Source organism: Peribacillus alkalitolerans, from assembly GCF_010882125.1.
GTDB lineage: Bacteria > Bacillota > Bacilli > Bacillales > DSM-1321 > Bacillus_BN > Bacillus_BN alkalitolerans.
In genome coordinates this window covers 163,365-177,504 of the sequence record NZ_JAAGVZ010000002.1, presented here as the reverse complement: position 1 = coordinate 177,504, position 14,140 = coordinate 163,365, and the positions used below count along the sequence as shown (strand labels likewise).

16 protein-coding genes are annotated in these 14,140 nt (G+C 34.4%); 12 read left to right on the top strand and 4 right to left on the bottom strand.

The genetic code is table 11. The annotated features are described in order from the left end of the window. Positions 1-55 precede the first annotated feature (55 nt). The 5 genes from G3O09_RS03360 (at position 56) to G3O09_RS03345 (ending at position 3,388) form a co-directional block, all read left to right on the top strand. Entirely contained in the window at positions 56-925 is an 870-nt protein-coding gene (locus G3O09_RS03360) for a hypothetical protein (protein WP_163100073.1), read from the top strand. Between the two features lie 192 nt (positions 926-1,117). Continuing rightward, complete coding sequence (locus G3O09_RS03355; protein ID WP_163100072.1) at positions 1,118-1,597, top strand: hypothetical protein; 480 nt, start codon at positions 1,118-1,120, stop codon at positions 1,595-1,597. A gap of 369 nt (positions 1,598-1,966) precedes the next feature. Beyond that, positions 1,967-2,434 (top strand): MarR family winged helix-turn-helix transcriptional regulator, encoded by a 468-nt coding sequence (locus tag G3O09_RS22335; protein WP_240338319.1) that lies wholly within the window; start codon positions 1,967-1,969, stop codon positions 2,432-2,434. Positions 2,435-2,439: 5 nt separating this feature from the next. Continuing rightward, complete coding sequence (locus G3O09_RS22330; protein WP_240338328.1) at positions 2,440-2,916, top strand: GNAT family N-acetyltransferase; 477 nt, start codon at positions 2,440-2,442, stop codon at positions 2,914-2,916. A gap of 13 nt (positions 2,917-2,929) precedes the next feature. Next, positions 2,930-3,388, top strand: coding sequence for a GNAT family N-acetyltransferase (locus G3O09_RS03345; RefSeq protein ID WP_163100071.1), 459 nt, complete (start codon positions 2,930-2,932; stop codon positions 3,386-3,388). Positions 3,389-3,440: 52 nt separating this feature from the next. On the opposite strand, the gene G3O09_RS03340 is transcribed toward G3O09_RS03345, so the two are convergent. Further along, a complete protein-coding gene (locus tag G3O09_RS03340) occupies positions 3,441-3,866 on the bottom strand; it encodes a VOC family protein (protein WP_163100070.1) in 426 nt (141 codons plus the stop codon). A 669-nt stretch (positions 3,867-4,535) separates the two neighbouring features. Here G3O09_RS03340 and trhO point away from each other — a divergent pair. From trhO to G3O09_RS03325, 3 genes are all read left to right on the top strand, one after another. After that, a complete protein-coding gene (gene trhO / locus G3O09_RS03335) occupies positions 4,536-5,486 on the top strand; it encodes an oxygen-dependent tRNA uridine(34) hydroxylase TrhO (protein ID WP_163100069.1) in 951 nt (316 codons plus the stop codon). Positions 5,487-5,705: 219 nt separating this feature from the next. Beyond that, entirely contained in the window at positions 5,706-6,920 is a 1,215-nt protein-coding gene (locus tag G3O09_RS03330) for an MFS transporter (RefSeq protein WP_163100068.1), read from the top strand. 46 nt (positions 6,921-6,966) lie between these two features. Continuing rightward, complete coding sequence (locus G3O09_RS03325; RefSeq protein WP_163100067.1) at positions 6,967-7,485, top strand: type 1 glutamine amidotransferase domain-containing protein; 519 nt, start codon at positions 6,967-6,969, stop codon at positions 7,483-7,485. 163 nt (positions 7,486-7,648) lie between these two features. On the opposite strand, the gene G3O09_RS03320 is transcribed toward G3O09_RS03325, so the two are convergent. Further along, a complete protein-coding gene (locus tag G3O09_RS03320) occupies positions 7,649-7,975 on the bottom strand; it encodes an antibiotic biosynthesis monooxygenase family protein (protein WP_163100066.1) in 327 nt (108 codons plus the stop codon). A gap of 62 nt (positions 7,976-8,037) precedes the next feature. After that, positions 8,038-9,270 carry an MFS transporter gene (locus G3O09_RS03315; protein WP_163100065.1) on the bottom strand — a complete coding sequence of 411 codons (1,233 nt, stop codon included), beginning with the start codon at positions 9,268-9,270 and terminating at the stop codon, positions 8,038-8,040. 380 nt (positions 9,271-9,650) lie between these two features. Between G3O09_RS03315 and G3O09_RS03310 the strand changes: the two genes are divergently transcribed. Together G3O09_RS03310 and G3O09_RS03305 are read left to right on the top strand one after the other, a co-directional pair. Continuing rightward, complete coding sequence (locus G3O09_RS03310) at positions 9,651-10,442, top strand: SRPBCC domain-containing protein (protein ID WP_163100063.1); 792 nt, start codon at positions 9,651-9,653, stop codon at positions 10,440-10,442. 275 nt (positions 10,443-10,717) lie between these two features. Further along, positions 10,718-11,155: an SRPBCC family protein gene (locus G3O09_RS03305; protein WP_163100061.1), complete on the top strand. Its 438-nt coding sequence runs from the start codon at positions 10,718-10,720 to the stop codon at positions 11,153-11,155. 41 nt (positions 11,156-11,196) lie between these two features. On the opposite strand, the gene G3O09_RS03300 is transcribed toward G3O09_RS03305, so the two are convergent. Next, the gene (locus G3O09_RS03300; protein ID WP_163100059.1) at positions 11,197-12,189 is read right to left on the bottom strand and encodes a DUF4003 family protein; all 993 of its coding nucleotides are present in this window, start codon (positions 12,187-12,189) and stop codon (positions 11,197-11,199) included. Positions 12,190-12,396: 207 nt separating this feature from the next. Between G3O09_RS03300 and G3O09_RS03295 the strand changes: the two genes are divergently transcribed. Beyond that, complete coding sequence (locus G3O09_RS03295; RefSeq protein WP_163100057.1) at positions 12,397-12,819, top strand: SRPBCC domain-containing protein; 423 nt, start codon at positions 12,397-12,399, stop codon at positions 12,817-12,819. A 506-nt stretch (positions 12,820-13,325) separates the two neighbouring features. Beyond that, positions 13,326-14,048, top strand: coding sequence for a toast rack family protein (locus G3O09_RS03290; RefSeq protein ID WP_163100056.1), 723 nt, complete (start codon positions 13,326-13,328; stop codon positions 14,046-14,048). Positions 14,049-14,140: the final 92 nt, after the last annotated feature.

Sequence of the window (14,140 nt, the reverse complement as noted above, 5' to 3'; positions counted from 1 at the left end):
ATATATCTACCCATTAATTAGTTTCTGATTTTTTTATATTTACAGGGGGTAAGTTATGTTAGCTTTTTTAGCATTCCTAGGATTTATCGTTTTTCTTGTTATGACTGCTGTAGCATTGTTTAAGAAAAATGGTAAAGGAAAGAGAAATATCTTGATTTCCATTGCTTGTTTTGTGGTGTTTTTAGTGAGTGTCGTTTCAAATTCGGAGGATACAAATGCCAACGAGGAGAAATCTGAACCAAAACAAGAACAAAAAGAGAAAAAGAAAGAGTTAGATAATTTAGAAAAAGTTAGACAAGCTATAACGACAGGAATGGCTTTTGACGAATATCAGAAAGCAAAGAAAAATTTAAGTGTTGAAGTTCCAAAAAGCATTTCCATTGGAAATGGAAATGTAGGCACAGTACTTCAAGCAAAAGATGGATTGTTTGTTGCCTTGACTGATGGGTTGACAGTCCTTGGTGTGAAAGAGTTCACTTCTATGGCTGAAGTGGATGCATATGAAAAAGAAGCTTTAGCAAAAGCAGAAGCAGAGCAAAAAGCAAAGGAAGAACAGGAACGTAAGGCAGCAGCTGAGAAAGCAGCAAAAGAAGCTGCAGCTAAGAAGGCTAATGCAAAAACCATTCCATATGCTCAATTAGAAAAAAATCCTGATAGATATAAAGATGAGTATGTAAAGTATACTGGTCAAATCGTTCAAATTATGGAAGGTGACAACCTTACTCAAATTCGACTTGCAGTTACAAAGGATTCTTATGGATATTCAATTTCCGATATTATTTTCGTTGAATATACTGGATTGACTGATTTCGTAGAAGATGACATAGTAACTATTTATGGAACAGTTTATGGTAAGTATTCTTACACATCACAAGCAAATTATGAAATTTCATTACCTGGAATCATTGCAGATTCTGTTGAATAGAAAAACAAGTAAAGGATATGGATCTTTTCTTTATAGAAAAATCCATATCCTTTCTTTTTTAAGTAAAGTTTTTCTAATTCCTACCTTATTTTCAGTTATGTATATTTACAAAAAATATTCCTTAAAGAAAACATTGATCGATGAAGAAAGGGGAAGATAAAAGTAATAATTTTGAAAAGGTGAAGAATGTATATGGATACTAGCTTTTATCTGATTAAACCAAGAATAGCAAAAACAGACATCTTCGATAAAGTTTATATAACTGATTTATATGTCTATTTCATAAAAGTGGGTGGACAATTTCATAATCGATTTGCTTATGAAAAACAACTTCCAGAGATCTTAGAATTAATATTTTTGTATTGGTTTAAGAAAATGGAAAAGAAACAAACAAAAATAGAAAATGATTATGACCAAATGATAAAGAATAATGAAGTATCCCAACTACTCAATAAACGACCTAATTTCTCTCTTGAAAACTCTGAAATTAGTGAAATCATTTTAAGTAAAAAGAGAACATTTCATACAGGATTTAATGATAACGGAACCATTATATTCTCTTTAATGAATGGAAAAACAATAATGTTTATTATCCCGAGAAATACCTTGAGAATGGAAATTAAGAAATGTATGAATATAGAAAATCAAGCTTTTACTTTAAGGGAAGAGTAGAGTAATTAATCAATAATAAACATAAATTAACTTATTGTTTTGACTTTTATACATATTAGCGGGACTTGATAAAAAATTATAGAGTCAAACCTAACGAACCCATATAACGATTCCTCCGATTAGTACCACAATAGAACCTATTATAATAGCAACTTTAGTTAAACGATTTGATTTATGAAAAATTCTAAATAACATGAATTTACACCTCATTTTATTATTTATTTTCTTATTTATATTACGATTGATAGGATTTTAATAATAAAAATCGGTCCATTATTTTCAGGTTACCCTTCCATTTAGTTGACTGAAGCAACTAATAAATTTATTCTATGGTTAGTTTAAATTTTCAAAATATTAAGGAGACTGGAAATGGAATCAAATCAATATGTTGAAAAAATCCGTAAATTCAATCGATATTATGCAAATGTTCTAGGGAAAATCGATCAGGAAATCTACAATCAACCTTTTCCATTAACAGAAGCTCGGGTTATAACAGAAATCAACATTAGAAATGGGTGTACTGCAACTGAAATCAGGGAAAATCTAGGCATTGACCGCGGATATATGAGCAGGATATTACAAAAATTCGAGGACGAAAAAATCATTTATAAAAAACAATCCTCTGAAGATAAACGTCTTTTTTTGCTGTTTCTTACTGACCATGGTAAAGAAATATTAATAAGATTGGTTGACAATGCTAATAGGGAAGTTGGAAAAATGATTCAATCCATGTCCAATAGTGAATTGAGAAAACTGACAGGTAGTATGGAAACCATTGAATCTATTTTCACGAGAGATAAAGCATCCCAAATCACTATTCGATCGCAGGTGACATAGGTTTGGTGGCATATCTTCATGGAAGTTTATATAAAAAAACTTATCAGTTTGGAAGCATGTTCGAATATTACGTGGTTAAAGGTTTAGCAGAATTTATGATTAATACAGAAGGAGGAGGACTTTGGGTTGCGGAGGTGAATGGTGAGGTTGTAGGTTCGATTGCCATAACAAAATCTAATGATACATTAGCTCAGCTGAGGTGGTTTGTCTTAGATGAACGGTACCAAGGAATGGGTATTGGAAAAAGACTCATGGAAACGGCTATCAATTTCTGCAAAGAACAGAACTATAAAAGTGTTTTCTTATGGACTGTGAGCATTTTAGAAACCGCGCGCTACCTTTATCAAAAATATCATTTTACTTTAACAGAAGAAAAAATAAATGATGACCAATGGGCTGGAAGAACAATAGTTGAAGAACGTTGGGACCTAGACCTGACAAAGGAAGCAAAGAAAATTAAGGGTAATAAATTTTGTTTATAGGAAGGTGTTGAGCTTGAATCTCGAAATAAACATTAGACAAGCTACCATTCAAGACGTACCTAAAATAGTATCCATCTTTGATTCATATCGTGCCTATTTTAAACAAAAAAGAAATCCTATAGAAGTAGAAAAATTTCTATTTGAGAAATTCGAACACTTGGAATCAGTGATTTTTATAGTAGAGAACAGAAGTAATATTATTGGATTTGCCCAGCTATATCCGATATTTTCTTCCTTATCCTTGCAGCGTGTTTGGTTACTTAATGACTTCTTTATCTCTGAAGAATTTCGTAATAGAGGGATAGGGAAGCAACTTTTTGGTATAGTGAAGGAATTTTCCTTATTGACAAAGTCAAAAGGCATAGAGCTTTCCGTAGAGCATGTAAACAAAAGCGCGTGGTCTTTTTGGGAAAATCAAGGATTTAAGCTAGATGAAGATTTCCGATATTACTTTTTAAAAATCAATAACTAGGGAAATAAAAAAGGATATGGATTTTAATCCATATCCCTTATTCTGAAGTGGGTTAGAAGGTTTCACCATTATCAAAATTAATTTGCCAATGAATGCCAAATTTATCCGTAACTTGTCCATAAAGCTTGCTCCAGAAAGTTTCTTGAAGCTCCATGCCTATTTTTCCGCCTTCTTTTAATTGATTAAAAACAGAAGTGAGGAATTCTATGTCCTTGCTGATTAATGCAAGTGTAACGTTATTTCCTTCAATAAAAGGCATTCCAGGAAAAGTATCTGAAAACATTACATTGCTTCCATCAATGTTTAATCTAGTGTGCATAACTAAATTTTTTGCTTCCTCTGGAAGTGGGTATTCAGGGTTAGGAGGATTTTCTCCGAATGTCATAATATGTGGTTTTTCTGTACCAAAAACCTCCGCGTAAAATTCCACAGCTTCGCGGCAATTCCCATTAAAATTCAAATAAACATCAACTGACATTTTTTTCACTCCTATGTATTTATTGTAAAACCAATTACTAACATATTGTACCATTTATCTTAATACATACCAAAGCATTATTTTGCAAATTATTCTGAATTATTTACTCATCATCCAGTATCGATTTACCAGAATACGAAATTAGAAGAGTTACATGAAGTTGAAAATGTCGCTATTGCTGCCAAAAAACAGGGGATAATTAGAGATATTCACAGTGTTTACTTCTATATTGGAAATTCGGAGATTTTGTGACCGATGTCCATGAAGGAAAATATTTATTGTCATTACAAGTTGATCATATCAATCTGGTAACCCTGATTCGTAAATTATTTATAGGCCAAATTACTCGACCTTTTACTTATTTCTTGTTAAAATTATATGTTGTATAAATTAGGCTGTTTTCGTAAAGTTTGTTGCTTTTTTAATGTAATTCAATTTTAATTATCTGAGTTGCTTGTAGCGGAGGGCACTTGACTCCTGCGGGAAGAAGAGGGAAGTGGGAGACCCCACAGGCGGTAACGCCGAGGAGGCTCCCACCCTCCCCGCGGAAAGCAAGTGCCTGGAGCAGAAAGCAACAGGCAAACTTATAGTCTAAAACCAATCTATGCGATAAGAGCCATAAATTAATATACACATTACAAACTATTTTAATTAAGGTGGAATAACGTTTTGGAAACCAATTCATATAGAGTTTTATTATATTATCATTATGTTGATATAGAGAATCCTGAAGAGTTTGTAAAAGAACATTTAGCTTTTTGTAATGATCTTGGTCTGAAAGGACGAGTTCTTATTGCTTCTGAAGGAATCAACGGAACTGTTTCAGGTACTATTGAGCAAACAGAAAAATATATAGAAGCGATGAGACAGGATCCTCGCTTTAAAGATATGGTGTACAAGATCGATGATGAAAATGAACATGCATTTAAAAAAATGAAAGTTAGACTTCGCCCAGAGCTGGTTACCCTTCGTTTAGAGGATGACGTAGATCCAAGGGAGTTGACAGGGAATCATCTAAGTCCAAAAGAATTTTATGAGAAGATGCAGGATGAAAATACGGTCATAATTGATGCTAGAAATGATTATGAGTACGATTTGGGTCATTTCAAAGGCGCCATTAAACCGGATATAAACACTTTTAAAGAGCTTCCTGAATGGATTCGTGAAAACAAAGAGCAATTCGAAGGTAAAAAAATCTTAACGTATTGCACAGGTGGAGTCCGTTGTGAAAAATTCTCAGGCTGGTTATTAAAAGAAGGTTTTTCTGACGTGTCACAATTACATGGTGGTATCGTGACATACGGTAAAGACCCTGAGGTTCAAGGTAAGCTTTGGGATGGTCTATGCTATGTGTTCGATGAAAGAATAAGCGTTCCTGTTAATAGAGTAGAACATGTTGTCGTAGGGAAAGATTATTTTTCAGGCGAACCTTGTGAGCGCTATGTAAACTGTGCGAACCCAGAATGTAACAAGAAAATTCTTAGCTCTGAAGAAAATGAGCACCGCTATTTGCGAAGCTGTTCTCATGAATGCCGCGTTCATTCTAGAAACCGTTATATCGAGCAACATGGATTAACGGAAGAGGAAGTACAGGCAAGAATGGAAAAGATTGAAGCATAATCTTAAGCTAATCGGATAAATCCGGTTAGCTTTTTTAATAAACATTCGTTATCCACTTTATTTTTAGCTTTAATTATCTATGGTCAAAACTCTGAAATTGAGAAAATAAACAGTTTATATTTCAAGAATCTAATAAAAAGCATTCATTTTTCTTGAAAATTTCGATATTATAATATTTAGGTATACGAAATACTTTTTAGAAAGAAGATGCTTAATGGAATGGATCAAACAAGGGTAGCTAAACGTAACTTAATCATCATGTGGTTTTCAAATTTCTTTATTGGTGGAAGTATGACCATGGTACTCCCGTTTATATCCCTATATATCGGGACGTTCGGGGATTTTTCTGAGGAGTATATCAAGCAATGGTCAGGGTGGACATTTGCAATTACCTTTGTTTCAGCCTTTTTATTTTCACCATTATGGGGTAGGATTGGAGATCGAATTGGAAGGAAGAACATTCTTATCTTTTGCGGTATCGGGATGGGGATCTCGATATTCTTAATGGGGTACGTCCATAACGTGTGGCAATTGTTCATATTAAGACTGTTTATGGGGGTTTTCACAGGATTTATATCCATGTCCCAAGCCTTTATTTCAACACAAACACCAAAAGAAATTGCTGGTCGAGTATTAGGAACTCTTCAAACAGGAAGTATTACTGGTTCTTTATTCGGACCGCTAATCGGTGGGGTACTTGCTGATTCATTGGGGTACGCTACGACTTTTAAATCCACGTCAATTTTAATATTTATATCAGCTATACTCGTAATGGCTACTAAAGAATTCAGAATTGGGATAAAAAAGGGGACAAAAACGAAGTATTCTAGCAAGGAAGTTTTATCTCACATAATTAAAAATCCAGTTTTATTAACCGTTTTAATCATTTCTTCCATTGTCCAAATTGCCCATTTCAGTATTCAACCTATATTGTCCTTATATGTTGCGGACTTGCATGGAAGTACTAATATAGCCTTTTACTCTGGAGTTGCTTTTTCTGCTGCAGGTCTTGGAAATCTGATGATGTCAAGGTATTGGGGGAAAATAGGAGATCGGATAGGGTACATAAAAATTCTAGTACTCCTTCTTTTTCTCTCTACAATCATTTATCTACCGGGTGCATTTGTCACAAATATATGGCAGTTGGTGGTGATTCGCTTTGCTCTTGGAATTGCAATTGGAGGTATCATTCCAGTAAGGGTTGCTTATATCCGACAAGAAGCTCCTATTGCGATGCAAGGGGAGGTATTAGGCTATAACACGAGCCTTCGATTTTTAGGTAATGTCATCGGACCGATGATGGGTGGTATGATTTCAGCCTATTTTGGATTTTCTGCTGTTTTTATTTTAACAAGTATGTTATTACTACTAGCTGGAATTATCCTATATGTTTCAATGCATCGTCATCCAGAATTGGAGAAACAATCCGTTTAGGATATACTTGCATCAAAGAACTAATGAATCATAGGAGGTAACTAAAGTGAGACTCCAATCAAAAAGGATAATACAGCTTGTCAGCAATGATTTTGAGGACTTAGAGTTATGGTATCCAGTTTTACGCTTAAAAGAAGAAGGGGCAATCGTTCATATCGTCGGAGAAAAGGCGGGAGAAAAATACATAGGTAAATATGGTGTTCCTATATTTTCTGATTATGCTTTTTCAGACATCAATCCAGATGATTATGATGCGATTTTGGTTCCTGGTGGCTGGTCCCCGGATTTATTAAGACGTTTTGATGACGTTTTAAGCATGGTTCGTACTATGAATGATCAACAAAAACCAATAGGTCAAATCTGTCATGCAGGTTGGGTATTGATTTCCGCTAAAATCCTTTCAGGTAAAAAAGTGACTAGTACTCCAGGCATAAAAGATGATATGACCAATGCGGGAGCTACTTGGCTTGATGAACCAGTCGTAGTTGACGGAAATATTGTATCTAGTCGAAGACCACCTGATTTGCCAGATTATATGCGCGAATTCATTAATGTGTTGGGGTAGATTTTTAATCATTAGGCAGTGAAATCGACAAGTTGGGAATATAGAAGGCAAAGTCGGGAATAAAAGAAACTGATCTTTGCGAAGGATAGTAGTAGGGAACTTCTAAAAATAGAAGTTCCCATTTTTTATGGCTTATAGCTTAAACGGATTAGTTAATTTTGAATTACATTGTAAAAAAGTTATCTCTCTCCACTTTGCAAACTCTAAGGGAGAAATTTTTATACCATTCGGTTTTTCCTTTTTCTTGAGCCACCCTATGAACTGAATTTTCCTTCCAATTTTTAATAGATTCTAATGAGTCCCAATATGAAACCGTAATTCCCAATTCTTGATCACGAGCACTTTCAATACCTAAGAAACCATTTTGTTTAGAGGCTAGCTCTACCATTTTCTCTGCCATTACCCCGTATCCTTTGTCACCTTCAGTACGTTGTGATGCAAATATAACAGCATAATAAGGTGGCTTAGGAGTTTTTGCAATTCCACTCATTTTCTTTCCCCCAATACTATAATTTATTTATTAAACTCATCTTCCCTTTAAATGTAATGCCATTACCCAGTTATAGATTCTTTGGTTGTTTCAGAAAAACAGATCTGTTTTCCAGGCCTAGCAACAAGATAAAGCACAAATAAAGAAAATAACACATTCAAAGCTGCCAATAGAACGATTGTATATCTTAAGGGAAAGACGTCACCTAAAAAACCAACCAATAGCAAAAGGAAGATTTGCAAACCACTTTGAGCAACACTGACAACACTTGATACCCTACCCATCAAGTGAAGGGGGATATTATTTTGATAAAACGTACTAAATCCTGTATTCATAAATGCATTAAACAGGCCAAGGATGGTAAATCCTACAACAATGGTTAGGAACGAGTTTGATAGTGAATAAATGAGATAACCGATAGATACTAAGAGCATCCCCAGTCCCATTAATGTCCTTAAGCTTAAATGCTTAGATAAGAAAGCCGTGATGAAAGCACCGACTGCGAACCCGACTCCGGTAATACTCACTAAAAAGCTATAATCAGCTTCAGTCAATCCAACCACTTGTTGTACAAAAACTACCTCCTGGGAATCCATCGCTAGTGAAAATAATCCAAATGTTAAAAAACAAGAATAGACAGCCATGACAAAATATTCTTTTCTACCGAAGGATATGACTTCCTTCCAGTCATCTTTCAGTGTAGCATATCTAGATTTATTAGAATTCTCATGACTTTCCGGATTAACATTTGGCAATAACAAAATGATCATGGCTGAAATAAGAAAAGATGCGGCGTTTGCAAATATCGCGAATTCAATTGATCCCATCAAAAATAAGCCTCCAGCAATGGCAGGACCAACTATAAAAGCACCTGAAGTAACCAAACCACTTATGGAATTGTATTTTTTTCGCTTTTCTACAGGTACTAGTGTTGCAATATAGGTTGTAGAAGCAGGGGAAAAGAACGATTTAGCTACACTGATCAGACACAATAAAGAATAAATACCCCAAACATTAGTCATGAAAGGTATCAATGCCACTAGGATTGTGCGAATGATATCAGTCGTGATCATGATTTTTTTCTTATTTGATCGGTCAATAAACCCGCCACTCCATGAATTGGTTAGCACAGAAATAATCGGTCCCACAATCCAAAGACCTGCGACAGCTGCAGCTGAATGGGTCATTTGATAAACGAGCAAATTGATCGCAATCAGGTAAATAAAATCACCTAGCGTAGAGATGCCGATTCCAGTTAGCATTAGGGAAGCTAATTTCCAATTAAATAGTTTCATTCTCTTAACTCCAACTGTTTAAATTTTCATGGACCTCTTACTCTTTAATTATGGATGAAAGGTGGCTAAATAAAAAGAAAAAAATGTAAAAGAAGACATCGAAAAAATGGCGTCTCTTCGTTTATTTACCTACATATCTTCCCAAATCTGGTATTGCGATTTGATTAAAGTAATAGGGTTATGATTTTAATTAATGAGGTAATTTAGGAAAAGGTATACACGATGACTTTAATCCTTATTTAATAAATGAATCAAATATTGAGTTTCCCTATATACAATGTATATTTGACCGACATAATTAAACATGTTACTATAAGGTCACACGTTACATGTGACCAAACGGTAACATGTAATAAGAACCATACGAAAGGATCGTTGTAATGGAGGACGAACTTTCTACGTTATTCAAAGCTTTAGGCCATCCAATTCGTCGAGGGATATTGGATATTCTTAAACATTCACCTAAAACAACGGGTGAGCTAAACGAATACTTTCCTGAAGTCACAAGGTATGCCATTATGAAGCATTTGTCGATTTTGGAAGAAGGAAATTTGGTAGTGGTGAGACGTGAAGGGAAATATAGACGGAATTTCTTGAACGCACTCCCTCTCCAAGAAATGAATAACCGTTGGGTAGGTAAATATATGGAATCAACTGCTAATTCACTATTAAACCTACGATCGGTAGTTGAACAAAAAGGAGGAGATCTTGATATGACAACAACTGAGCAAGAACAAAGCAAAGTTTTTCGTATTGAACAAGAGGTTTTCATCAATGGACCACGCGAACAAATATTTAAAGCGTTAACAGAACAAGCAGGAGATTGGTGGGAATTTCGGATAGCTCCTAAAGGAGTATCATCTCATTTTACCTTTGACCCAGTACCTGGAGGTCAATTCATTGAAAGATGGGGTGGAAATGAAGGGGCCGTTTGGGGTAATGTTTATTATGTGAATGCGCCTGAGGAGATTAGAATGATGGGTCACCTTGGGATGCAAGGAGCTGTAAACAGCGCATATACGTACCGACTAGTTGAAAAGGATGGCGGGACATTGCTTCAGTTGTCCCATACTGCTTCAGGTATCATTCAAGAAGATTGGGAACAAAGCCATACCGAAGGATGGAAGTATCTTCTTGGAACTTTACTTAAAAATTATATAGAACAAAAATAAAAAGAATTAACTTTCAATATTGGTTTTACTGTTAAACATGAAGATCCATCTGTAGTGGAGGCAAAAATGTGGCAACATGCAATTCAAGATCAAATCGAAATGCTAAAGTCCATGAGTGAAGAGAATTTGGTCGGATAGTTGTCTGAGACACATTATAAGATTGGACTACGTTCATAATCAAAATTCATCACAAAAACAGTCGCAACATACGTATTGTAACTGTTTTTAGTTGTTTTTATGAATTGAAAGAATCAAAGACTGTGAGGTATTAGGTTATGGTGGATGTATCTACAGAAATAAGTATTCGCTGCCCACTCACTACGGTTTCTGAGTATGCAGCAGACCCAGATCATGCTCCTGAATGGTATGTAAATATAAAGTCGGCTGAGTGGAAAACACAAAAGCCTTTAAACATTGGATCGTTAATAGCATTCAAAGCCCAATTTTTAGGACGAGAACTAGCCTATGTGTATGAGATAAAAGAATATAAACCAGGGGAAATTCTCGTCATGAGAACTGCAGATGGTCCTTTTCCAATGGAGACAACATACACTTGGGAAGCCATTGACGAAAATGTAACGAAAATGACTTTAAGAAATAAGGGAATTCCTACTGGGTTCTCTAAAATAATGACACCGTTCATGTCAGCGATGATGAAAAGAGCAAATCAAAAAGATTTAAAGAAAATCAAAGATATTTTGGAAAATAAGTAATAAAAAGGCCGTTCTCTGATGTATGAGAGCGGCCTAATTTATTAACCATCACTTCCGGAGCTGCTGGAATCAGCTGCAGTCGCAGCTGTAATACTTGCAGTCATGGCAGCTTGCTGTGCTTGAATCAAGGTTTCAATAGTTACATTTAAGCCAGCTCTTGTAGCATCGCCAATAGTCGTTTTATGACTCATGAAGAGCATTACACTTAACATAAAATTAACATCCTTATTCCATTTAAAGAGCCTATCATTATTTAATTCAGTATAAATAGTAACTAGTTCATCTATTTCACTTTCAGGTTTTTCTAAAAAAGTAAGCATACCTATATAAGGATAATACATCATTTTAGTCTTAATTTTTGCTCTCTCTAAAAGAGTTTTCAAGGTAAAGAACTGCTCTGCTTTTTTATCAGCCATTTGTTCTTCATTCAATGCCAAAACATGGCTTAAAAATTGGAGGTCATTGCCTTTATATAACCCTTTTTGGTTCAGGATCCTGTAATAGTCCTCAACGTTATTCACTAATTCATCTGCACTTTTTTCTCGCATGGAAAGGATTGCAGCTAATGGATAATCCCCTGAGTTTGTTAGGAAAAAGTGGTGATCCTTCATTCCTTTGTAAATGTCTATGGTTTTTTGTATATAGTCATCCATCCGATTATCGTCCACTTTTAAAAGAGTACTAGCTGCAATATATGAAAAAGGGGTTCTACTGAAGCCTTTTTCTATAAGTGCTTCGTATATTTTTAGTAGATAATTAAAACTAGTATGAATTTCTTCTGTAGAAGTATCCAAAGCAGCAGCTGTAGTAAATCGTTGAGCGGATTTTAAGTATGAAAACATTCCTACTTCGTCCTTTACATAGTCAGCAACCTCTACGAATCTCTTTAAGTTAAACTCTTTTGAGGTTGTTACATACATAGCAGAAATTAACATAAGAAATCGTTTATCCGCTTTCCATTTTAATGAAGAATAAAGTTGGGAATAGATGTCTTTATAAAGTTCGATTCTTTCATTTAATGTAAGATCTAGCATTAGGATTATCACACCTTTTTTATGATAGTACTAATAAGTACGTGTTCAATTTGATAAAGGTTTCAGAAGTAGTTATTTTTTAACAAATAAATAATAATGAAGGAACAAAATAGTCAAGAAGGAAACTTGATACAAATTATAGAACTAATCCTTACTTGAAATATCAAAAACAAAGAACATTATAAGGAAAATTACTGGGGGTATATTATGAACGAGCATTTAACAGTGAAATCAGGTATTAATATCATGGCACCAGCATCAAAAGTTTGGGAGGTTCTGACCAAATCAGAATTCATTCGACAGTGGGATGATATTCCTGAAGGTTTTACAGCTGATAGCTTATCTCTTGGTAGTGTATTAGAATGGGCAGGGTATTCAATGCTTACTGTTAAATCTTTTGAACCAAATAAATTGCTGTATCTTTCCCTTTACTCACTTAAATGGGATCTACCTCCTTCCTCATATGATATTGGCTATACTTACAATTTATCCACAGAATCCCAATTTACGCTACTCACAGTTGAAATAGGAGACTTCTCTCAATTGCCTGAAGGCGAAAAATATTATCAAAGTTCATTAGAATTTGTTAATATTGCCTTGAAAAAAATAAAAGGGCTTTCAGAAATGTAATATTTTTAATGAAGGACTTAAGGTTTGCAATATATTTTTGTTCCTTTTATGTTGTAATTAATTGAAGCTTCTTTGAAAAGTCTAATGTTATGGTTTTTGCAATTAATCCTTTACCATCCATGTTGGTTACAAAAACGTATATTTATAGTGATATAATATGATTTTTCTATTGTACATCCGTATTTATTTTTCGTTAATAAGCAGAACAAAAAGGAGTTCACACTAAGCTCCATTTTATCTAATTATTTTATAAGCTTTTTTAAATCCTTTTCTAATTGCTTAAACAAAACCTCATGTCTACACTTCATTCCAATATTCTCCTTTTATTGATGACAATATTATTCGGTAACTTGTTTGTGATTTCTTGCTTATCACATGAGAAAAAAAGGATTTATGCTTACGTAAGCCTTAGGTCTTATAGAAAATTATAGCTTAGGGTCGTTATTCTCCATTCCATTTTTCCTTATGATGGAAATATAAGAAATGATTAAATGGAGGAATGAATAATGAAGAAATCAATTAATATAGGATTGGTCATTGGTGCATTGTTACTATTTACTACAGGTTGTAATTCAGTGGTTACAGGGAAAGTAAAGGAAGAAAACATCTCTGTAAATAAGGATAAGGCAAAGGAATTAGAAGTTGAGCTGAATTTAGGAGTAGGGGAAATGATGGTTACAAATGGAGCAAATGAATGGGTAGAGGGCAGTATTAGATCTAACATTAAGAACTTTGAGCCTAAGGTTTCCTATGACCTTGATGGTAAAAAAGGAAAGGTCGTTATTGAACAATCCAAGCAAAAATTCAAGAATATGAAAATAGGAAATATAGAAAATGAATGGAACTTAATGCTTTCTGAAGATATTCCGATGAGTCTTGATGTCAATGTAGGTGCAGCAAGTACAAAGCTGGATTTGAAGGGTATTGAACTTAAAGATCTAGATATTGATGCTGGTGTAGGTAATCTAACTGTTGATTTGGGGGGAGATTGGGAAGATAGCTTCGAAACGAATATAAAAGCGGGAGTGGGTAAAACCACTATAGTATTACCATCAGAGGTTGGCGTAAAAATTACTTCAAAAAAAGGGATTGGTTCAACGAATATCGTCGACTTTATTTCCAAAGGTGATGGAGTTTATGTTAATGAAGCCTACGAGGATGCTGACGTGATTATCACCGTAAATACAGATTTGGGAGTCGGGGAAGTAACTTTTAAATTAGATAAGTAATTTTTGAAGTGGACTGTTTTTAAAAAGCAGTCCACTTTTTTATTTATTCTAATGATATTTACCGGAGTAAGTATAAGGAACTAAAATACATT